General features: G+C 67.3%; 18 protein-coding genes and 1 pseudogene. 14 read left to right on the top strand and 5 right to left on the bottom strand.

All coding sequences use genetic code 11. From position 1 onward, the window contains the following. Positions 1–40: 40 nt before the first annotated feature. Positions 41–529, bottom strand: a complete 489-nt coding sequence (locus tag QRM95_RS18615) for a DUF3093 domain-containing protein (RefSeq protein ID WP_285248931.1) — start codon at positions 527–529, stop codon at positions 41–43. A 104-nt stretch (positions 530–633) separates the two neighbouring features. Between QRM95_RS18615 and dut the strand changes: the two genes are divergently transcribed. From dut to QRM95_RS18595, 4 genes are all read left to right on the top strand, one after another. After that, positions 634–1,146, top strand: a complete 513-nt coding sequence (dut, locus tag QRM95_RS18610) for a dUTP diphosphatase (protein WP_285248930.1) — start codon at positions 634–636, stop codon at positions 1,144–1,146. A 106-nt stretch (positions 1,147–1,252) separates the two neighbouring features. Further along, positions 1,253–1,966 (top strand): DUF3710 domain-containing protein, encoded by a 714-nt coding sequence (locus QRM95_RS18605; protein WP_285248929.1) that lies wholly within the window; start codon positions 1,253–1,255, stop codon positions 1,964–1,966. Between the two features lie 100 nt (positions 1,967–2,066). After that, positions 2,067–2,321 (top strand): single stranded DNA-binding domain-containing protein, encoded by a 255-nt coding sequence (locus QRM95_RS18600; RefSeq protein WP_350223894.1) that lies wholly within the window; start codon positions 2,067–2,069, stop codon positions 2,319–2,321. Continuing rightward, complete coding sequence (locus tag QRM95_RS18595) at positions 2,318–3,112, top strand: DUF3159 domain-containing protein (RefSeq protein ID WP_285248927.1); 795 nt, start codon at positions 2,318–2,320, stop codon at positions 3,110–3,112. The genes QRM95_RS18600 and QRM95_RS18595 overlap by 4 nt, the downstream gene beginning before the upstream one ends. Before the next feature lie 39 nt (positions 3,113–3,151). Here the strand turns inward: QRM95_RS18595 and QRM95_RS18590 are convergent, their stop codons facing one another. Beyond that, positions 3,152–3,913 carry a potassium channel family protein gene (locus tag QRM95_RS18590; RefSeq protein ID WP_285248926.1) on the bottom strand — a complete coding sequence of 254 codons (762 nt, stop codon included), beginning with the start codon at positions 3,911–3,913 and terminating at the stop codon, positions 3,152–3,154. Then, positions 3,910–4,584 (bottom strand): potassium channel family protein, encoded by a 675-nt coding sequence (locus QRM95_RS18585; RefSeq protein ID WP_018761109.1) that lies wholly within the window; start codon positions 4,582–4,584, stop codon positions 3,910–3,912. Before QRM95_RS18585 ends, QRM95_RS18590 begins: the two co-directional genes overlap by 4 nt. Before the next feature lie 118 nt (positions 4,585–4,702). Here QRM95_RS18585 and QRM95_RS18580 point away from each other — a divergent pair, with 118 nt between their 5' ends. The 10 genes and pseudogenes from QRM95_RS18580 to QRM95_RS18535 all read left to right on the top strand — a co-directional run bounded on the left by QRM95_RS18580 (position 4,703) and on the right by QRM95_RS18535 (position 17,461). Then, a complete protein-coding gene (locus QRM95_RS18580; protein ID WP_285248925.1) occupies positions 4,703–6,679 on the top strand; it encodes an APC family permease in 1,977 nt (658 codons plus the stop codon). Then, positions 6,676–8,064, top strand: a complete 1,389-nt coding sequence (locus QRM95_RS18575) for a class I SAM-dependent RNA methyltransferase (RefSeq protein WP_285248924.1) — start codon at positions 6,676–6,678, stop codon at positions 8,062–8,064. Before QRM95_RS18580 ends, QRM95_RS18575 begins: the two co-directional genes overlap by 4 nt. Positions 8,065–8,229: 165 nt before the next feature. Then, entirely contained in the window at positions 8,230–11,043 is a 2,814-nt protein-coding gene (locus QRM95_RS18570) for an aconitate hydratase (RefSeq protein ID WP_285248923.1), read from the top strand. Positions 11,044–11,172: 129 nt separating this feature from the next. Beyond that, positions 11,173–13,146 carry a 1-deoxy-D-xylulose-5-phosphate synthase gene (dxs, locus tag QRM95_RS18565; RefSeq protein ID WP_285248922.1) on the top strand — a complete coding sequence of 658 codons (1,974 nt, stop codon included), beginning with the start codon at positions 11,173–11,175 and terminating at the stop codon, positions 13,144–13,146. Continuing rightward, positions 13,143–13,760, top strand: coding sequence for a DUF402 domain-containing protein (locus QRM95_RS18560; protein ID WP_285248921.1), 618 nt, complete (start codon positions 13,143–13,145; stop codon positions 13,758–13,760). The genes dxs and QRM95_RS18560 overlap by 4 nt, the downstream gene beginning before the upstream one ends. After that, positions 13,757–14,317, top strand: a complete 561-nt coding sequence (locus QRM95_RS18555; RefSeq protein ID WP_285248920.1) for a hypothetical protein — start codon at positions 13,757–13,759, stop codon at positions 14,315–14,317. Before QRM95_RS18560 ends, QRM95_RS18555 begins: the two co-directional genes overlap by 4 nt. A 9-nt stretch (positions 14,318–14,326) precedes the next feature. Beyond that, complete coding sequence (locus tag QRM95_RS18550; RefSeq protein WP_285248919.1) at positions 14,327–15,304, top strand: aldo/keto reductase; 978 nt, start codon at positions 14,327–14,329, stop codon at positions 15,302–15,304. A 34-nt stretch (positions 15,305–15,338) separates the two neighbouring features. Continuing rightward, positions 15,339–16,376: a nucleoside hydrolase gene (locus QRM95_RS18545; protein WP_285248918.1), complete on the top strand. Its 1,038-nt coding sequence runs from the start codon at positions 15,339–15,341 to the stop codon at positions 16,374–16,376. Positions 16,377–16,559: 183 nt separating this feature from the next. After that, positions 16,560–16,790 (top strand): annotated as a pseudogene (locus QRM95_RS18540) (ECF transporter S component); the annotation flags it as partial. 71 nt (positions 16,791–16,861) lie between these two features. After that, positions 16,862–17,461 carry an energy-coupling factor ABC transporter ATP-binding protein gene (locus QRM95_RS18535; RefSeq protein WP_350223893.1) on the top strand — a complete coding sequence of 200 codons (600 nt, stop codon included), beginning with the start codon at positions 16,862–16,864 and terminating at the stop codon, positions 17,459–17,461. A gap of 57 nt (positions 17,462–17,518) precedes the next feature. Here the strand turns inward: QRM95_RS18535 and QRM95_RS18530 are convergent, their stop codons facing one another. Together QRM95_RS18530 and QRM95_RS18525 are read right to left on the bottom strand one after the other, a co-directional pair. Beyond that, positions 17,519–19,678 (bottom strand): 3-hydroxyacyl-CoA dehydrogenase NAD-binding domain-containing protein, encoded by a 2,160-nt coding sequence (locus QRM95_RS18530; RefSeq protein WP_285248917.1) that lies wholly within the window; start codon positions 19,676–19,678, stop codon positions 17,519–17,521. Beyond that, on the bottom strand, positions 19,675–20,952 hold the full coding sequence (locus tag QRM95_RS18525) for a thiolase family protein (RefSeq protein ID WP_285248916.1): 1,278 nt from the start codon (positions 20,950–20,952) through the stop codon (positions 19,675–19,677). Before QRM95_RS18525 ends, QRM95_RS18530 begins: the two co-directional genes overlap by 4 nt. Positions 20,953–21,004 lie beyond the last annotated feature (52 nt).

The raw sequence follows: 21,004 nt of genomic DNA, 5'->3' as shown, positions 1-21,004 counted from the left end.
GTAACCGCAGGCGGGAAGGCTGCGACGGATATTTGTACGCTCAGCCCCGGGTGAGGGCAGCGGCCAGCTTGTCAGGATGCCGGGTGGAGGCGAGCCAGTACGGGGTGCGGTCGGCCGGGTCGGTGATCTCGATCTTCACGACGGGGTCGATCCAGCCCCTGATGCAGAGGTAGGCGAGCCCGTTGAGCCTCGTGCCCCGCTCCGCTGTGGCCTCCCCGGAGGTGAACGGCTCAACGCTGCCGACGAATTTGCGTTCGATGCTGGCCCGTCCGACCGTCAGTGCGTCCCGGGTAACGGTGATGGTTGGAGTGGACAGGACCAGGAGCACGCTGATGATGGCCAGGAGCACCACCGCCGCGGTATACCCGGCCGCCATGCTGATGGGGGCGAAGACCAGGATGCCGGCCGCGGAGACGCCCACGGCAATGACCCAGATCCAGGCGTTGGGCCAGAGCTTCTCCTGGTATGTGACAGGTGTCCCGGCCGAGGGTGTGCTGGGAACGGACGCTGGCGTGCTTGATTCGGGCATATGCCAAGCTTTCCACCTTTGGTCCGCTATTTCATCTTGGGTGCTGCGGCTCCGGATCCGGCCATCTGGGACTGTTGCGGGGGCGCGGGTTAGAGTGAGTGACTGTGACTGAACATCCCACCGCAGTAGACCTCGACCCGGACACGGCATCCCCAGCCTCGCCCACCATGCAGGTCCAGTTGAAGATGCTGGATCCGGACCTGGAAGCTCCCTCCTACGCGCACCCGGGCGACGCCGGAGCGGACCTTCGCGCGCGCGAAGACGTGGTCCTGATGCCGGGGGAGCGCAAACTGGTCCCCACGGGTGTGGCCATTGCCCTGCCCTACGGGTTCGTTGCGCTGATCCACCCGCGCTCCGGACTGGCCACCAAGCACGGGCTGACAATCGTGAACGCACCTGGCACCGTGGATGCGGGCTACCGCGGAGAGATATCGGTTACCCTGCTGAACACCGACTCCTCGCAGCCGATTGAGCTGCGCCGCGGCGATAGAATTGCACAGATGGTTATCCAGCGGGTGGAACACGCGCACTTCATTCCTGTCAGCGAATTGAGCGGCTCCGTGCGCGGCACGGGAGGCTTCGGCTCCACCGGCGGGTTCAACGTTCCCGGAGCCTGACACCTCCACCCACAACCGCTGCCACGCCAGCGCGCACGACGGCAGGACATGGTCCCGGCCGGCAGATTTTGAGAACTGGCACATTTTAGGAACGAAGGAGTCACCCATGGTCTTTGGGCTCGGCAGGAAAGCCAAGAAGGACGAGCCGGCGCAGCCGGACGAAGAGCTGACGGCAGCGGAACCCGGAGAAGGCTCAGCCGCCGCTTCCACGCGCAGCCAGGACGGCCCTTTCGATGAGTCCGAAGTAGGCAGCCGGGACGGCTTCGTGGACCTCGGTGCCCTCCTGATCACGCCCAGCGAGGGACTCCAGCTCCGCCTCGAGGTTGAGGAGGCAACGCAGCGGGTGGTGGCAGTCACGCTTGACCTAAACGGATCCAGCCTCCAACTGCAGGCCTTCGCCGCCCCCAAGACAGAAACGCTGTGGGACGAGATCCGCGAACAGATCGGCCAGTCGGTTGGTGCCCAGGGCGGCCAGGTCGAAGAGGTGGAAGGTGCGTTTGGCACGGAACTGGTTGCCAAACTCCCTGCCGGGCTTCCGGACGGCAGCCAGGGCTACCGGGTGGCCCGATTCATCGGCGTCGATGGTCCGCGCTGGTTCCTGCGCGGCGTCCTGGGCGGACCCGCAGCCTTGGAGCGCCCCGCCGCAGAACCGCTGGAGACCCTTTTCCGCAAGGTGGTGGTGGTCCGCGGCGACAGCCCCATGCCGCCGCGGGACCTCCTGCAGCTGCGGCTGCCCAAGGACGCCTCCGCTACTCCTCCGCCCGCCGGTCCCACTTTGGAGGAACCAGAACGTGGTCCCGAAATTACCCAAATCGGCTGAGGCCGCACAGGGCGGACCCGCCCACGCGTCCGGTGGGTTGACCCCTTTGGACCAACTCCCGGACAAAGGACGCGTGCTGTGCCAGGGGCACATCGAATCCGTGACCTTCGTACCCGCTGACCGGACGGCAGAGTTCAGCGCCATTGTCTCCGAGACCGGAACCGGGCGGCCGGGCGCCGGCCCCGGCCGAAACAAGCCCGCACGGCTTCGCATCGTGTGGCTGGGCCGACGACGGGTGCCGGGCATCGAAGCGGGCGCCGAGATCCGGGTCGAGGGAATGCTTGCCCGTGGCAAGGACATGCCCACCATCTTCAATCCCCGTTACGAGATCATGTCCCGCCAGGAGCACGAATGACCGAGCAGCAGCCCGAACAGTCCTCCGAAAGCGCCGGCCCGGGCCGGCGTCAGGGTACGGGCCCGTCACCGGCAGCCGCGCCATCGCCGGCAGCTGCCCAGTCGCCTGTGGCCGGCCTGGCCGCCGAGTACGCGGCCAAGGCGGGGCTGCACCGCACCCACGACGGCCGGGTGGACGTCCTGCGAAGCGCCGGGGGAGTCCAGGGCATCGCGGAAAGCATTGTTCCCGGGTTGGTTTTCCTCGTGGCGTTCACCGTGACACGGGAGCTCACACTCTCCCTGGTCGCTGCCTTGGCATCGGCAGCTGCGTTCACCATCGCCAGGCTGGCACAACGGCGCCCCCTGACCCAGGCCCTGGCGGGCGTGGTGGGCGTCGGCATTTCGGCATGGCTGGCCAACACCACCGGGAAGGCGGAGGATTTCTACCTGCCCGGCTTCTTCACCAACGCCGCCTACATCTTGGCGATGGTGGTTTCAATCATCGTTAAATGGCCTGTGGCCGGGCTCCTCTTCGGTTTCATCCGCAACGAGGGAGTGGAATGGCGCAAAGACCCGGACCGGGTCAAGGCCTACAGGCTGGGAACCTGGATCATCGTTGCGGTTTTGGCGCTCCGGCTCGTCGTTCAGGTGCCCCTCTACCTGATGGGCGCTGACGGCCTGGCCGCCCTCGCCACCACTCGCCTGATCATGGGCGCGCCCCTGTACATCCTTGGAGTGTGGGTGGCATGGCTCGTCACCCGCCCGGCTCCGGCCGAAACCGAAGACCAGACAAGCGCCGGCCACGGCGCCTGATGCCTCAAGCCGAGTAACGGCTCAAGGCGCCGGGCGCACCTAGCCGTCGAAGCCGTCGTCGTCCGGCACCGGACCGTACTCGCTTGCGGCCTGCTGGACGCCGACGGCGGGCTGCGGCGGGGTGCCGGCGTCGATGCTGCCAGGAGCCGAGGACAGAAGCTCACGCAACCTGTCCTCGGCGGCGATCGTGGTGACGAAGAACAGTTCGTCACCGCCGTCAATCACATCGTCCCGGCTCGGGGTGATGGGGGCCTGGTCGCGGAGGATTGCCACCAGGGTGGCGTCCTCCGGCCAGTGAATGTCCCCAACGGTCATGCCGATGACGTGCGAGTCGTGCGGCACGGTGAACTCCACCAGCGATGCAACGCCGGTCTGGAGCGTCAGGAGCCGGACGAGGTCGCCGATCTCCACCGCTTCCTCCACGAGGGCGGTCATCAGCTGCGGGGTGTTGACCGCGACGTCCACGCCCCAGGAGTCGTTGAACATCCAGTCGTTCTTAGGGTTGTTGACCCGGCCCACGGTGCGGCCCACGCCGAACTCCGTCTTCGCCAGCAGCGACACCACCAGGTTGACCTTGTCATCACCCGTAGCGGAAACCACAACGTCGGCATCCTCCACCTTGGCGCCCTGGAGCGTCGAGAGCTCACATGCATCACCCACCAGCCAGTGGGCACCGCGCAGGCCGCTGCGCCCGATCACCTCCGGCTTGAGGTCGATCAGGAGGATCTCATGCTTGTGAGCCAGCAATTCCCGGGCAATGGATGATCCGACGCTGCCGGCGCCGACGATGACTACTTTCACTGGTACTCCTTGGCGGGGGCTTTGGCGAGGATCTGGGCGATCAGGGCGCTGCGGTCCACCTGCAGCATGGCGTGCACGGTATCGCCGTCCTGGTAAGCGGTGCCCGCGTCCGGCAGCAGGCCTTCGCCGAAACGGGTGAGATAGGCCACACGGACACCGGCTGCCTTCTCGATGCTGCTGATCCGATGCCCGATCCAGCCACCATCCAGGTCCAGTTCCGCCAGGACCAGCCGCCCGGAAGGTTCGCGGAAATCGCCGGCGAGGTGCTGCTCGGGCAGGATGCGCCGCAGTACCTGGTCCGCGCTCCAGCGGACGGCTGCCACGGTGGGAATCCCCAGGCGCTGGTAGATTTCGGCACGTCCGGGGTCGTAGATCCTGGCGACCACGTGCGGGACATGGAAGGTCTCGCGGGCCACGCGGGTGGCCAGGATGTTCGAATTGTCGCCGCTGGACACCGCCGCGAAGGCGTAGGCTTCACCGACGCCGGCCTGCTTAAGGGTGTCCCGGTCGAACCCAACACCCGTGACCTTCCGGCCTGTGAATCCCTGGCGGAGCCGGCGGAACGCTCGGTCGTCCTGGTCGATGATGGCCACGGAATGGCCGGCATCCTCCAGCGTGTGCGCCAGCGTTGCCCCCACCCGGCCACATCCCATGATCACGAAATGCGCCACCGTATCTCCTCTGTATGTACGTCACGATCGTGCAGCTAGAACTCTACCGGCACGTCCGCGGTTCGGCCCGGCCCGGCTCCGTCATGACATCGTCCGCGATTCAGACTAGCTTTGTGGGGTGTTGACAATACTGAACGCCGTCAAACGCGTGCTGGTGGGCAGGCCCTTCCGGAATGACCGCCTTGCCCATACCCTGCTGCCGAAAAAGATCGCACTGCCGATCTTCGCGTCGGACGCGTTGTCGTCTGTAGCCTATGCCCCGGATGAGATCCTGCTGACCCTCGCCTTGGCCGGCGTCAGTGCGGTGGCGATTTCACCGCTGGTGGGCCTGGCCGTGATGGTGGTCCTGCTGACCGTCGTGGCCTCTTACCGGCAGAACGTCCACGCGTACCCCTCTGGCGGCGGCGACTACGAAATCGCCAACGTGAACATGGGAAAGTACGCCGGCCTGACCGTGGCCTCGGCGCTCCTGGTGGACTACGTCCTGACGGTTGCCGTGTCCATGTCCTCGGCCGCGGCCTACCTCACCACGGCTGTCCCGTCCCTGCACGGCCAGCAGGCGGTCATTGCCACCATCGGCGTCGTCATCCTTGCGCTGGTGAACCTGCGCGGCATCAAGGAAGCGGGCAGCGTCTTCGCGGTCCCCACCTACATCTTCATGGCCTCCATCCTGGGCATGACGGCGGTGGGCATCTTCCAGGCGGCCACCGGGCAGCTGGGCCAGGCACCGTCTGCAGCCTTCACCATCGTCCCGGCCGAGGGCTTCGACCAGGGCCTGGTGGGGCTGGCCGGTGCATTCCTGCTCCTGCGGGCTTTCTCCTCCGGCGCCGCGGCACTGACCGGTGTTGAAGCGATCAGCAACGGCGTTCCCAACTTCCGGCACCCCAAGAGCAAGAACGCGGCAACCACCCTCCTGCTGCTGGGCATCATCGGTGCCGCAATGCTCGCAGGCATCATCTATCTGGCGAACGCCACGAAGGTCCACATCGTGCTGGACCCGGCCAAGGAGTTCCTGCTCGACGGCAAACCGCTGCCCGAGGGCTACATCCAGAACCCCGCCATCAGCCAGATCGCGCAGACCATCTTCGGCCCCGGTTCCATCCCGTTCTACATCGTGGTGGCAGCCACCGGCGTCATCCTGGTGTTCGCCTCCAACACCGCCTTCAACGGCTTCCCCGTGCTGGGCTCCATCCTGGCGCAGGACGGCTACCTGCCCCGCCAGCTGCGCACCCGCGGCGACAGGCTCGCCTTCAGCAACGGCGTGCTGGCCCTGGCCGCCGGCGCCCTGGTGCTGATCATCTCCTTCGACGCCGACGTCACCAAGCTGATCCAGCTCTACATCGTGGGCGTCTTCATCTCCTTCACCCTCAGCCAGCTCGGCATGATCCGGCACTGGGGCCGCGAACTCAAACTCGCCAAGGACAAGGCCGTCCGGCGCCGGATGCTGAAATCCCGGACCATCAACACCATCGGGTTCGGCATGACCGGCCTGGTGCTGGTCATTGTCCTCATCACCAAGTTCCAGCAAGGCGCCTGGATCGCGCTGCTGGCCATGTTCATCCTCTTCCTGATCATGTGGAGCATCCGGGCGCACTACGACAATGTGGCCAAGGAACTCGCCGTGGACGAGGACTCCTCGCCGCGCGCCCTGCCCACCCGGGTCCATGCCGTGCTGCTGGTCTCGCACGTCCGCAAGCCCGTCCTGCGTGCCCTGGCCTACGCCCGCGCGTCCAGGCCCTCGCGGCTGGACGCCATCACGGTGGACATCGATCCGGAAGAAACCGCCCACACCATCACCGACTGGGAGAAGCTCGAAATCCCGGTCCCGCTGACGGTCCTCGCCAGCCCGTACCGCGAGACGGTCACGCCCATCATGGACTACGTCAAGCAAATGCGCCTTGACTCCCCGCGGGACCTCATCGTGGTCTACATTCCGGAATACGTCGTGGGCAAATGGTGGGAACAGCTGGTGCACAACCAGACCGCGCTGCGGATCAAGACCCGGCTGCACTTCGAACCCGGCGTCATGGTGGCCAGCGTTCCCTGGCAGCTCAAATCATCCGAAGAAGCCAAGAACCTGCAGGACGTCCAGTGACCGTCAGAACCCCGCCCACGGCAGTACCGGCATCCGAGGGGGCCGGCCATGCCGGCGAAGAGGCCGTGCTCGACGTCGGGCCCGTAGCCCACGGCGGGCACTGCGTGGCCCGCCACGAAGGCCGGGTGGTCTTTGTCCGGCACGCCATCCCCGGCGAGAAGGTCCGTGCCCGGCTGACCGATGCCGGCGACGACGCCAAGTTCTGGCGGGCGGACGCCGTGGAGATCCTCGAAGCGTCCCCCGACCGGGTGGAGCACTTCTGGCACCTCGCCGATTCAGCCCGGGCCTGGGGCCACGGCCATCCGCCGGTGGGCGGCGCCGAATTCGGGCACATCACCCTTGCCCGGCAGCGGCAGCTCAAGGCCGACGTCCTTGCCGAGCAGCTCACCCGGCTCGCCGGCGTCGACCCTGCACCGTCCGTGTGGACCGGCAGCGTGGAAGCCGTGGGGGAGGCGCACGACGACGGCTCCGGCCTCGGGTGGCGGACGCGGGCGAGCTTTTCGGTCACCCCCGGCGGCAAGCTGGGGATGCACGCGCACCGTTCCGGGCACATCGTTCCGGTGCGGGATATGCCGCTGGCCACGGAAGCGGTCAACGCACTTCGCCTCTGGGAGCTGGACCTGCAGGGCATCGAGCGCGTTGAGGTGGCGGCTCCGGCGAACGGCTCCCGCCCACTGGTGCTCCTGGCTCCGGCGCCGGGAACCAAGGACAAGAGGCTGCGGGCCATTGCCGCCGGACTGCCGCCGGAGGTGTCCGTGGCGGCGTTCGATCCGGTCAGCGGCGACGCTGCGCAGGTCCGGGGCCGGACGTGGGTGCAGGAAACGGCGGCCGGCCACGACTACCGCGTGTCTGGCGCGGGCTTCTGGCAGATCCACCGCGACGCGCCCGGGACACTTGTGGGCGCCGTCACGGAATTCCTGCGAGGCGGCGGCTTCCTGCACCCCGGGGCTGTGGTTGCGGATCTGTACGCCGGCGCCGGACTGTTCACTGCGGTGCTGGCCGATGCCGTGGGGGAGACAGGGTCCGTCCTCTCGGTTGAAGGTGCGCCCGGATCCAGCCGCGATGCCCGCAAGAACCTCCATTCCGCATCGCAGGTGGAGGTGGTCCAGGGCCGCGTGGAGCGTGTGCTCCGCCAGAAGCCTCGGAATTTCGACGCCCTCGTCCTCGACCCGCCCCGTGCGGGAGCCGGGAAAGCCGTCGTCGGGCAACTCATTGCCTCGCAGCCCCGTGCCATTGCCTATGTGTCCTGTGATCCGGCGTCGTTTGCCCGTGACCTCGGTTACTTTCGACGCTCGGGCTGGGAACTCGCCGGGCTCCGTGCCTTCGACTTGTACCCCCACACCCACCACCTGGAGACCGTGGCGCTGCTGGCTCCTGGTCCGTGATGCCACCGGCGTTTTGGACTACGATGGCCGTAGTAGTCCCACGTCGCGCCCGAATTCTCGGCCGGCCGTGTGCAATTTTCGGGCCCTCGAACTACTTAGGGCATCCTAACTAGCAGGCGGTCAACCGCGCGACAAAGATGAAACTGTTGCGAGAGGAGTCCTGCGATGAGCACTGTGGACAGCTTCGGTTCAAAAGGCAAACTTAATGTAGCCGGAACCGATTACGAAATTTTCCGGTTGAACTCCGTTGAAGGTGCAGAAAACCTTCCGTTCAGCCTCAAGGTATTGCTTGAAAACCTGTTGAGGACCGAGGACGGCGCGAACATCACGGCCGACCACGTCCGCGCACTGGCCGGTTGGGATCCCAACGCCGAGCCCGACACTGAAATCCAGTTCACGCCGGCGCGCGTGATCATGCAGGACTTCACTGGCGTGCCCTGCGTTGTGGACCTCGCCACCATGCGTGAAGCCGTCAAGGAACTCGGCGGCGACCCCAAGCGGGTCAACCCCCTTGCACCGGCGGAAATGGTCATCGACCACTCCGTGCAGATCGACGCCTTCGGCAACTCCGGCGCACTGGAGCGCAACATGGAGATCGAGTACCAGCGCAACGGCGAGCGGTACCAGTTCCTCCGGTGGGGCCAGACCGCGTTCGACGACTTCAAGGTCGTCCCGCCGGGAACCGGCATCGTGCACCAGGTCAACATCGAATACCTGGCCCGCACCGTCATGACCCGCGAGGTTGACGGTTCGCTCCGCGCCTACCCCGACACCTGCGTCGGTACCGACTCGCACACCACTATGGTCAACGGTCTGGGCGTGCTCGGCTGGGGCGTCGGCGGCATCGAGGCCGAGGCGGCCATGCTCGGCCAGCCCGTCTCCATGCTGATCCCGCGCGTCGTCGGCTTCAAGCTGACCGGGTCCATCCCGGCCGGCGCCACCGCCACCGACGTCGTCCTCACCATCACCGAGCAGCTGCGCCAGCACGGCGTGGTGGGCAAGTTCGTCGAGTTCTACGGCGAAGGCGTCGCGGCCGTGCCGCTGGCCAACCGCGCCACCATCGGCAACATGAGCCCCGAATTCGGTTCCACCGCCGCCATGTTCCCGATCGACGACGTCACCCTCGAGTACCTGCGCCTCACGGGCCGGTCCGACGAGAACGTCGCCCTGGTCGAGGCCTACGCGAAGGAACAGGGCCTCTGGCACGACCCCTCCCGCGAAATCAAGTTCTCCGAGTACCTCGAGCTGGACCTGTCGACCGTCGTTCCGTCGATCTCCGGCCCGAAGCGCCCGCAGGACCGCATCATCCTCACCGAATCCAAGGCGCAGTTCCGCGAGGACCTCCGCAACTACGTCAAGGTGGACCTCGCCGACGGCAGCCTGGACGAAGCGATCGACGAGAGCTTCCCGGCATCCGACTCGCCGTCCTTCACCGCCTCTGCGACCCACCTCACCGAGCAGGCCCCGCACGGCCACGGCCCCAAGTCCAACGGACGTCCGTCCAAGAAGGTGGCTGTCACCACCGCCGACGGCCGCGAGTTCGAACTGGACCACGGAGCTGTGTCGATCGCCTCGATCACCTCCTGCACCAACACGTCCAACCCGTCCGTGATGCTGGCCGCCGCACTGCTGGCCCGCAACGCCGTGGAAAAGGGCCTGGCCGCGAAGCCTTGGGTCAAGACCTCCGTCGCTCCCGGCTCCAAGGTGGTCACCGACTACTACAACAAGTCGGGCCTGACCCCGTACCTGGAGAAGCTCGGCTTCTACATCGTGGGCTACGGCTGCGCCACCTGCATCGGCAACTCCGGGCCGCTTGACGCCGAGATCTCCGAGGCCATCCAGGCCAACGACCTCTCCGTCACCGCAGTCCTCTCGGGCAACCGCAACTTCGAAGGCCGGATCAACCCGGACGTCAAGATGAACTACCTGGCCTCCCCGCCGCTGGTCATCGCGTACGCCCTGGCCGGAACCATGGACTTCGACTTCGAAAACGATGCCCTGGGCCAGGACGAGGCCGGCAACGACGTCTTCCTGAAGGACATCTGGCCGAACCCGGTCGAGGTCCAGCAGGTCATCGACTCCTCGATCGACAAGGGCATGTTCGCCCGCGGCTACGAGGGCGTCTTCGAAGGCGACGACCGCTGGAAGGCCCTGGACACCCCCGCCGGCGACACCTTCGCCTGGGACGAGAAGTCCACCTACGTCCGGAAGCCCCCGTACTTCGAGGGCATGCAGGCCCAGCCGGAACCGGTCAAGGACATCACCGGTGCGCGCGTGCTGCTGAAGCTTGGCGACTCCGTCACCACCGACCACATATCCCCGGCCGGTTCCTTCAAGTCCGACACCCCGGCCGGCCAGTACCTCCTGGCCAACGGCGTGGAGCGCAAGGACTTCAACTCCTACGGTTCCCGCCGTGGCAACCACGAGGTCATGATCCGCGGCACCTTCGCCAACATCCGGATCAAGAACCAGCTGCTCGACGGCGTCGAGGGTGGCTTCACCCGCGACTTCACCCAGGCAGACGGCCCCCAGGCCTACGTCTACGACGCCGCGCAGAACTACCAGGCAGCCGGCACCCCGCTGGTGGTCCTGGCAGGCAAGGAGTACGGCTCCGGTTCGTCCCGCGACTGGGCCGCCAAGGGCACGGCGCTGCTGGGCGTCAAGGCCGTCATCGCCGAAAGCTACGAGCGCATCCACCGCTCCAACCTGATCGGCATGGGCGTCCTTCCGCTGCAGTACCCGGCCGGCCAGAACGCCGCCAGCCTGGGCCTGACCGGCACGGAAACCTTCGCGGTTGAGGGCGTCACCGCCCTGAACGAAGGCACCACGCCGAAGACCCTGAAGGTCACCGCGACGGCCGAAGACGGCACCACCACGAGCTTCGATGCGGTCCTGCGCATCGATACCCCGGGTGAAGCCGACTACTACCGCAATGGCGGCATCCTGCAGTACGTGCTGCGGCAGATCTCCGCGAACTAGCGGAACAGCTGCGCAGCCAGCATCCTCCCCGAAGCCCCGGCCGGTCACCGACCAGCCGGGGCTTCGGCTTTGCAACCAAGCCAAGGCGTTAGAGTTAAACGGCACGTCTACCACCCGAAGGAGGGGTCATTGGGAATCTTGGACACCATCCGGAATCCGCAGGACCTGAACGAGTTGACCGAGGAACAGCTGGAGCAGCTGGCTTCGGAGATCAGGGAGTTCCTGATCACGAACGTCTCACAGACGGGCGGACACCTCGGACCCAACCTTGGCGTCGTGGAACTGACGCTGGCCGTCCACCGCACCTTCGATTCCCCCCGCGACAGCATCGTCTTTGACACGGGCCACCAGTCCTACGTCCATAAGCTCCTGACCGGACGCCAGGACTTCAGTACCCTCCGGCAGGAAGGCGGCCTTTCCGGCTACCCCTCACGCGCGGAGTCCGAACACGACATCGTGGAAAGCTCGCACGCGTCTTCCTCCCTGTCCTGGGCGGACGGCATCTCCCGGGCCCGCCAGCTCACCGGCGAAGGCGACCGGCATGTGGTGGCCATCGTGGGCGACGGCGCCCTGACCGGTGGCATGGCCTGGGAAGCCATCAACAACATCGCGGCAGACAAGAAGCGCCGCGTTGTCATCGTGGTCAACGACAACGGCCGTTCCTACGCCCCCACCGTGGGCGGGTTTGCCGACTACCTCGCGTCCCTGCGCCCCACCATCGACTCCTTCCGCGCCGCACCCGCCTATGAAGGCGCGCTGGACTGGTGGAAGAAGAAGCTCCAGAACGGCGGCCCCGCAGGACAGTTCACCTACAAGAGCCTGCACGCCATGAAAAAAGGCATCAAGGACTGGTGGGCGCCGCAGGGCATGTTCGAGGACCTCGGCATGAAGTACATCGGACCCGTGGACGGCCACAACCTCCAGGCCATGGAGCATGCGCTCTCCACCGCCAGGAACTACGGCGGCCCGGTGATTGTCCACGCCATGACCGAAAAGGGCCATGGCTACGCGCCGGCCCGTGCCCATGAAGCGGACCAGTTCCATGCGGTGGGCATCATCGATCCCGAAACCGGCGAACCAACCGGTACCGGCGGGGCGCAGTCCTGGACGTCCGTCTTCGCGGACGAGATCGCCGCCATCGCCGACGAACGCGAGGACATCGTCGGCATCACCGGCGCCATGCTGATCCCGGTGGGCCTGCACAAGTTCGCGGCAAAGCACCCGAAGCGCGTCGTCGACGTCGGCATCGCCGAGCAGCACGCCCTCACCGCTGCCGCCGGCATGGCGTTCGGCGGGCTCCACCCCGTCGTCGCCGTCTACGCCACCTTCCTGAACCGGGCATTCGACCAGTTGCTGATGGACGTTGCCCTCCACAAGGCCGGCGTCACCATCGTGCTGGACCGCGCCGGCGTGACCGGTCCGGACGGCGCCAGCCACCACGGCATGTGGGACATGGCCATGGTCCAGATCGTTCCGGGCCTCCACCTCGCCGCACCACGCGACGCCAGCCGCCTCCGGGAAGAACTGCGGGAAGCGGTGGCCATCAGCGACGCACCCAGCGTGGTCCGCTTCTCCAAGGGATCCGTGGGCCCCGAAGTGGACGCCCTGGAACGGCTCAGCGACGGCGTGGACATCCTGGCCCGCCGCCCCTCCGGATCCACCGAGAACGATGTCCTGATCGTCAGCGTGGGCGCCATGTCCGAGCTCGCCCTCGACGTCGCCAACCGCCTCGGCGCACAGGGCATCAGCAGCACAGTGGTGGATCCGCGCTGGGTTCTCCCGGTGCGCCGGTCCATTATCGCGCTGGCCTCGCACCACCGCTTGGTGATCTGCATCGAGGACGGCGTCCGGGCCGGCGGCGTCGGCTCCCGCATCCGGCAGGAAATGCGCGCAGCAGGGGTGGACACCGCCCTGAACGAGGTTGGCCTGCCCGTCGAGTTCCTCGACCACGGCACGCGTGCCCAGGTCATGGAGCGCGTGGGGCTCACCGCCCAGCAAATAACGCACGACGTCGTCGCGCAGGTTTTGGGCACCAAGGTCCCGTTCGCGCGTCCCCTGCCCGGGCAGCAGCACCCCACCACTGGCAGCCTCCCGATCCTGTGAGGGACGAAGACGCGCTGAAATACCCGGGTGCCGTGGGGGAGTCGGGTCCGGTTCTGCACACCACCACCACCCGCGTGCCCGGCAACCTGCAGCCCGGGCAGCTGGTGGTCTCCCGCAACCGGAAATGGAACGGCAAGGCACACTGGGTGGTCCCCGGGCGGTACCTTGGCGAAGACCGGCACGGCTGGTGGATCTTCCAGGGCACCAACGAGTTCTGTTCGCGCCCCGGCGCCGCGTTCTACACGCGCTCGGACGCCGTGCTCCTGGTGCCGCGCCAGGGCGACTGGGTGGCCACGTTCTACGATTCCGCCCACCCCGCCGGCGTGCGGCTCTACATCGACCTCGCCGTGGGCCACGAATGGACGGACATCCGGCCCGCCGTCACGGAGTTCCATGTGATCGACATGGACCTTGACGTGATCCGCACCGAAACACGCGGCGTCTTCATCGACGACCAGGACGAATTCGCCGAGCACAGCGTGTCCATGCGCTACCCCCAACGGCTGATCGAGGACATCCAAGCGGCCGCGGATGAGCTTTTCCATGCCGTGAAGGCGCAGCAGGCGCCTTTCGACGGTACCGACGTTGAATGGTTTATAAAGGGACGCATATGAGCGGCATAGTCAGGGTCTACAAGCGCGACGACGAGGGCACCCTCCACTTCCGGGAAGCCTGGTTCGATGAGGAGTACTCCCAGTTCGTCATGAATTTCGGCGTCGTGGGGCACCAGAGCAAAACGGAGGAGACCGATGTCTCCGACGCCGAGGGTGCCGAGAGCCTGCTGGACGCTTTCGCAGCCCAATGCCAGGAGGACGGCTACGCCGAAATCCCCAACGAGGAGCAGTCCTGGGTGGTGGCCCAGTTCGCACTCAAGACCAGGGAGGGCACGGAGCGGGACCGCTACCTGGAGCAGAAAGCCAAGGATGCCCTCATCAGCCATCTTGCCTGGCGGGGACTCGGAACGGTGGAACGGTCCGAGTTCACGGATTACAAACTCAACATCTTCTGCCTCTGCCCGGAGGTGAACAAGGCCGTGAATGCCATCAAGGTGTGCGCCCGCGGCGAGGACCTTGACTTCACAAAACTCAGCATTGGTGCCGCCCCCTACATCGAACCCGAGCAGTTCAAGCTCAAGCACTCAGCCAAACCCGCCAACAGCTTCAGCCTCTAGGAGTCGTCCGTGACCAGTTACCGCCGCGTTGGAAAATCAGGCCTCACCGTCTCCACGGTAGGCCTCGGATGCAACAACCTGGGCCGCGCCAACACCGCCACCGAGTCGCAGGAAGGCACGGACACCGTCGTCTCCGCAGCACTGGAGGCCGGGATCACGCTGTTCGACGTCGCGGACAACTACGGCCGGGAACCGGGACTGAGCGAGACCATGCTGGGGAAGGCGCTGGGAAACCGGCGGGACCAGGCCGTGGTGGCCACCAAGTTCGGGATGGACACCCAGGGCGCGAACGGCCCCGACTTCGGTGACCGGGGCTCCCGCCGCTACATCATCCAGTCCGTCGAAGCATCACTGCGGCGGCTCGGCACCGACTGGATCGACCTCTACCAGTTCCATACTCCGGACCCGCTGACGCCCATCGACGAGACCCTCGCTGCGCTGGACGACCTCGTCCGCAGCGGGAAGGTACGGTACATCGGCCACTCCAACCGGGCCGGCTGGCAGATCGCCCAGGCCGAGTACGTGGCCCGCGAACTCGGCGGCGCGCGCTTCGTTTCCACCCAGAACCATTACAACCTCCTGGACCGCCGTGCAGAGCAGGAAGTCACCCCCGCCGCCGAAGCCCTTGGCCTCGGCGTCCTGCCCTACTTCCCGCTGGCCAACGGCCTGCTTACGGGCAAGTACGCGCCCGGCCACGCGCCCGACGGTTCCCGCCTCAGCCACACACGCACCAACATGGTGGCGGACGCCGACTGGGACCAGCTGGGCCGGTTCAGCCTCTTCGCCAAGGAACGCGGGCTGACCGAGGTGGAGGTGGCCTTCTCCTGGCTGGCTGCACAGCCGTCCGTGGCCAGCGTGATCGCGGGCGCAACAAAACCGGAGCAGGTCCGCCAGAACGCCTCGGCCGCCGACTGGCAGCCCTCGGCCGAAGACCTCGCAGAGCTGGATGCGATCTTCCCCACCGTTCCCAAGGTTGCCCTTTTCTAGGACACCGGAAACCCCAGAGCACCATACAGCGACTGTGACCTCATATCTGCTCGACGTCGATACCGGCATCGACGACGCCCTGGCCTTGGCCTACCTCGCCGCGCTGCCGGAGACGGAATTCGTATCCGTCACCGCAACGCCTGGAAACGTGGACGCCGACCAGGTGGCCCGGAATACCCTGGCACTGCTGGAGCTGTGCGGCAGGCCGGGCGTCGAGGTGGCCATCGGGGCGCGCGGGCCGCTGTCCATCCCGCTCACCACCACACCCGAAACCCATGGGCCGCAGGGGATCGGCTACGCGGTGCTGCCCGAGCCCGCGGGACAGGTCTCGGCGCGGAACGCCGTCGACCTGTGGATCGAACACGCCCGCGCCAGGCCGGGTGAGCTCACCGCCCTGATCACGGCGCCGCTGACCAACTTCGCCTTGGCGCTCCGCCGGGAGCCCGGCCTGCCGGACCTCCTGGCCGGTGTGGTGATCATGGGCGGGAGCTTCTACCACCAGGGGAACACCACCCCGACGGCCGAGTGGAACACGCACGTTGACCCGCACGCTGCCAAGGAGGTGTTCGCGGCGTACCGCGGAAAGCCGCTGGCGAAGCTGCCCATCGTCTGTTCGCTGGACACCACCGAGCGGATGGAGCTGCGCCCGGAACACGTCCGGAAGCTCTCCGAGGCTGCCGGTGCAGCGGTGCCGGAACTGGTCCTGCCGGACCAGCCTGAGGGCCTGCGCAGCACGTCCGGCAACACCCTCATCCGCCATCTGTCCGACGCACTGCGGTTCTACTTCGAGTTCCACCGGCTGTACGACCAGGGCTATGTGGCACACGTCCATGATTTCTTCGCCGCCGGAGTTGCCGCGGGCACGCTCGAGTACGACGTCCGCCCGGCCACTGTGGACGTCGAAACCAGCTCGCCCCTGCTGATGGGAACCACGGTGGCCGATTTCCGCGGGCTCTGGGGCGCTCCGCCGAACGCCAGGATTGTTTCCGGCAACAACCCGGAGCAGGCCTTCCGCGAACTGGTGTCCGCCGTCGGCGGCCTGGCCCGGCGGGTGGGAAGGCCGCCAGCCTAATGGCCGTCCAGGGCGCGCCGGATTGCCGGACCACTGCCGGCTTCCGGCCCCGAAATGCCCGGTAGAATGCGGCCACGGACCGGCCCGGCGCAGTTGCCGCCGGCTGCTGCCGAGGTGACATAGGCAGCCCCACCCCAGCCCGGTTCTGCCGGGCCACTGCCCGCACCCGAAGGAACATTTCCCATGTCATCGCCCTCCCTGACGCTTCCGTCCCAGGAACGCCCGGCGGCCCGCCGTCGCCGGCTGCTGGAGATCCTCGGCGCCCTGGCCATCGCCGCAACCTACGTCTACCTGGTCCTGAACCAGCCCGCCGACATCACCGGAGGCCCGGGCAGTGCCTCGGCCCTGATCGCACTCTCCGGCTTCCTGGCCGGGGCGGCCCTGCTCATCGTGGCCGTGTCGACTTCGCCTACCCGGCCGTGCCGGGGGGCGGCAGGTGGCGGCGGAAAGCCGCGCTAGCGGGGCTGCCGGGTCGCGTTGCACCCGTGCTGCGGGGGATCGAGCTCGCCGTCCATCCTGGGGAGATCGTCGCCGTGACCGGCCCCAACGGGGCGGGAAAATCCACCCTCCTGCGACATTTCAACGGACTGCTCCGTCCCACTGCGGGGTCCGTGCACGTGCGGGGCGCCGACATCTCCGGCACACCCGTGGGGCGGACGGCGGCTTCGGTGGGCCTGCTGTTCCAGCAGCCCCGCGACCAACTGTTCGAACGGTCCGCCCTGCGGGAGGTCGGTTTTGGCCTTGACCACCTGGTCGGTGCGGCCCAGGCTGCCCACCGTGCTGCGGCGGCGCTGGAGTCAGTCGGGCTGGCAGGCGCTGCCAACGAACACCCCGCCGAACTGCCGGCGTCTGCCCGGCGCCTCCTGGCGCTGGCCACCGTCCTGGCGCGCAAGCCGGCCGTCCTGGCATTGGACGAACCCACCGTGGCGCTGGACGGCGACGGGCTGGCCCTGCTGGACGCAGCCGTCCGCCGGGCAGCCGCGGAAGGCGCCGCCGTCGTGCTGGTCACCCATGACCTGGGCTACGCGCGTTCGGCGGCCCACCGCTTCCTGGCGCTCGACAGCGGCCGCCTGGTTCCTGCCTGACCATCCCCGCCCGCAGCGCCTGGTGGGGCGGGAAGGGTCAGGTTGGACCCGGAGTGCCTAGGCGGGGCGGGACGCCACGCCGGGGGCCAAGAAGCGCCGTCCGTTCACCCGCTCCGACGCTCCCACCCGGTCCAAGTAGGGCGTGATGCCGCCGAGGAACAGGGGCCAGCCGGCGCCCAGGATCATGCACAGGTCCACGTCTTCCGGTCCTGCCACGACGCCCTCGTCCAACATCAGGCCAATCTCCTCGGCCAGTGCATCCTGGACGCGCCGCAGCACCTGCTCCCCGGTGGAGGGGCTGGAGCCGAAGGACAGCAGTTCACGGGTGGAGGCCGGGATAGCCCGGGTACCGTCAGGGGCGGTTTCCCAGAGCGCCTTCACGTTGTTGTCGATGAGCGCCGCCAGGTTGGCGGAGACCGGGAAGCGGTCGCCAAATGCTCCGTGCAGTGACTCCTGGACGTGCTGCGCCACTGGGAGGCCCACCATGGCCAGGAGCGTGAAGGGGGTCATGGGGAGTCCCATGGGCCGCAACGCGGTGTCGGCCACCTCGGCAGGGGTTCCCTCATCGAATACCGCGGTGACCTCTCCCATCAGCCGCAGGAGGATGCGGTTGACCACGAATGCCGCTGCATCCTTGACCAGGACCGCGCTCTTCTTCAAGGCCTTTGCCAGTTCAAAAGCAGTGGCCAGCACGGCGTCGTCAGTCCGCGGGGCGCGGACAACCTCCAGCAGCGGCATCACGGCCACGGGGTTGAAGAAGTGGAACCCCACCAGGCGTTCCGGGTGCTCCAGGTCCTCGGCCATCGCCGTCACGGACAGCGAGGACGTGTTGGTGGCCAGGATGCATTCCGGCGAGACAATCGCCTCAACCTCCTTGAACACCTGCTTCTTGACGCTGAGTTCTTCGAAGACCGCCTCGATCACGAAGTCCGCATCCGCAAAGGCGTCCTTGGAGACCGAGCCGGTTACCAGCGCCTTGGTGCGGTTGGCGGCGTCCTGGCTGAGGCGTTTCTTGCCCAGCAGCTTGTCCACTTCGGCATGGACGTAGGCAACGCCCTTGTCAACGCGGGCCTGGTCGATATCCGTCAGCACAACGGGCACCTTAAGCTGGCGTGCGAAGAGCAGCGCCAGCTGGCCGGCCATGAGTCCGGCGCCCACCACGCCCACCTTGGTGACGGGGCGGGCCAGTTTGCGGTCGGGTGCCCCGGCGGGGCGCTTGGCGCGCTTCTGCACCAGGTCCAGGAACGCGTACACGGTGCAGCGGAACTCGTCGGTCTGCATCAGATCGGCCAGGGTCTCGCACTCGACGGCGGCGGATTCCGCCGCGGTCATGGTGCGGTTGGCCTCAAGGAGGTCAAGGACCTTGCCCGGCGCCGGCGACGCGCCCGAGGTCTTGGCCTCCACGAACTTCCGGCCCGCCGCCACTGCGGCCTGCCAGCGGGCTTCCACCCCGGCGGCGGAAGGGTCGACGGCGTTGGCGCGTTCCGGAACGACGCCGCCGGAGATGACTTCCGCGGCCCACGCCAGCGACTGTTCCAGGAAATCCGCGGGTTCGAAGACGGCGTCGGCGATGCCGAGCGCGAACGCCTGCGGGCCGGACAGGGTCCGGTTGTTGCTGAGCGGGTTTTCGATCATGACCTTGACGGCGTTCTCCGGGCCCACCAGGCGGGGGAGGATGTAGACGCCGCCCCACCCGGGAACGAGGCCAAGGAATGCCTCCGGCAGGGCCAGGGCCCCGGCGCCGGTGGACACCGTGCGGTACGTGGACTGCAGGGCGATTTCCAGGCCACCGCCCAGCGCTGCCCCGTTGATGAAGGCGAAGCTGGGGACGCCAAGGTTGGCAAGGGTGGCGTAGACGTCGTGGCCCAGCTGTGCCATCCACAGGCCGTGCTCACGCTTTTCCAGCGATTTCACCGCGGAGAGGTCCGCGCCGGCCACCAGGTAGTGCGGTTTTCCGGTGACTCCGACGCCTACGATTTCCCCGCGTTCAGCACGTTCGCGCAGGCCCTCCAGGGCCGTGCCGAGTTCCACCAGCGTGTTGGGGCCCAGGGTGGTGGGCTTGGTGTGGTCGAGGTCGTTGTCGAGGGTGATGAGGGCGAACGTGCCAGGTCCCGGCTTGCCGTCCGTGCCCGGGAGGACGATGTCCTGCACGTAGGAGTGCGTGACAGTTTCGTGGGGGAAAAGGTCCGCCAACTTGCGGTAATCTGCGGCGCTCATGCGGTGGCTCCTTCGGAAACGGTGGTGGCGGTCTGCCCGGCGGGGGCTCCACTGTAGTCGGGGTGGTTCGGGTTCTCCCAGATCACTGTGCCACCCATGCCCAGTCCCACGCACATGGTGGTGATGCCGTAGCGCACCGAGGCGTCCTCCTCGAACTGCCGGGCCAGCTGGATCATCAGCCGGACTCCTGAGGATGCCAGCGGATGGCCCACGGCGATCGCCCCGCCGTAGCGGTTGACCCGGGGGTCGTCGTCGGCGATGCCGTAGTGGTCCAGGAAGCTTAGGACCTGCACGGCGAACGCTTCATTGATCTCGAACAGGCCGATGTCGTCGATGGTCAGGCCGGCGTTCTTGAGGGCCTTCTCGGTGGCCGGTACCGGTCCGATGCCCATGACCTCGGGTTCCACTCCGGCGTACGCGTAACTGACCAGACGCATCTTCACGGGCAGTCCCAGTTCGGCGGCGGCCTCGGAGGACGCCAGGACAGCGGCGGTGGCGCCGTCGTTCAGTCCGGCGGCGTTTCCGGCGGTGACCCGGCCGTGTGCGCGGAAGGGCGTGCGAAGGGCTTCGAGGTCCGCCATGGTGGTGCCGGGGCGGGGTGGTTCATCTTTGCTGTGGACGGTCCAGCCCTGGCCCGGCTTCCGGGCGGCCACCGGAACCAGGTCCGGCTGGATCCTGCCTTGCTGGTAGGCGGCAGCAAGCTTGTCCTGTGAAGCCACCGCGTAGGCATCGGTACGCTGCTTGGTGATCGCCGGGAACCGGTCGTGCAGGTTTTCGGCGGTGTTGCCCATGTTCAGGGCCGCCGGGTCCACCAGGCGCTCGGACATGAACCGCGGGTTGGGGTCTGCGCCGGAGCCCATGGGATGGTGGCCCATGTGCTCCACTCCGCCGGCGATCACCACGTCGTAGGCGCCAAAACCGATGCTGCCTGCCGTGGTGGTTACGGCGGTCATGGCGCCGGCGCACATCCGGTCGATGGCAAAGCCCGGGACTGTGCGCGGAAGTCCCGCCAGCAGCGCGGCGGTCCGGCCGAGGGTGAGCCCCTGGTCCCCGGTCTGGGTGGTGGCGGCGACAGCTACTTCATCGATCCGCTCCGCCGGAAGGGACGGATTGCGGCGCAGCAGGCCGCGGATGCATTTGACGATCAGGTCATCGGCCCGGGTCCCGGCGTAGATTCCTTTCTCGCCGGCCCTGCCGAAGGGTGTGCGGATGCCGTCCACAAAGACGACGTCGCGGACAGTGCGCGGGGATGCGCCGCTTCCGTGCTGGCTCACGTGTAACTCCTCATCGAGACGTAGCGCCGGATGCATGCCGGAGGGCGGCAGC

Source organism: Pseudarthrobacter sp. efr-133-R2A-89 (assembly GCF_030209315.1).
Classification (GTDB): Bacteria; Actinomycetota; Actinomycetes; order Actinomycetales; family Micrococcaceae; genus Arthrobacter.
The sequence above is the reverse complement of the archived record's forward strand: the minus strand, read 5'-3'. Positions and strand labels throughout refer to the sequence as shown.

Coding starts and splice junctions, on each gene's coding strand:
- QRM95_RS18570 (WP_285248923.1), top strand. CDS start 8,230: ATGAGCACTGTGGACAGCTTCGGTTCAAAAGGCAAACTTAATGTAGCC.
- QRM95_RS18530 (WP_285248917.1), bottom strand. CDS start 19,678: ATGAGCGCCGCAGATTACCGCAAGTTGGCGGACCTTTTCCCCCACGAA.
- QRM95_RS18605 (WP_285248929.1), top strand. CDS start 1,253: ATGGTCTTTGGGCTCGGCAGGAAAGCCAAGAAGGACGAGCCGGCGCAG.
- QRM95_RS18555 (WP_285248920.1), top strand. CDS start 13,757: ATGAGCGGCATAGTCAGGGTCTACAAGCGCGACGACGAGGGCACCCTC.
- QRM95_RS18595 (WP_285248927.1), top strand. CDS start 2,318: ATGACCGAGCAGCAGCCCGAACAGTCCTCCGAAAGCGCCGGCCCGGGC.
- QRM95_RS18615 (WP_285248931.1), bottom strand. CDS start 529: ATGCCCGAATCAAGCACGCCAGCGTCCGTTCCCAGCACACCCTCGGCC.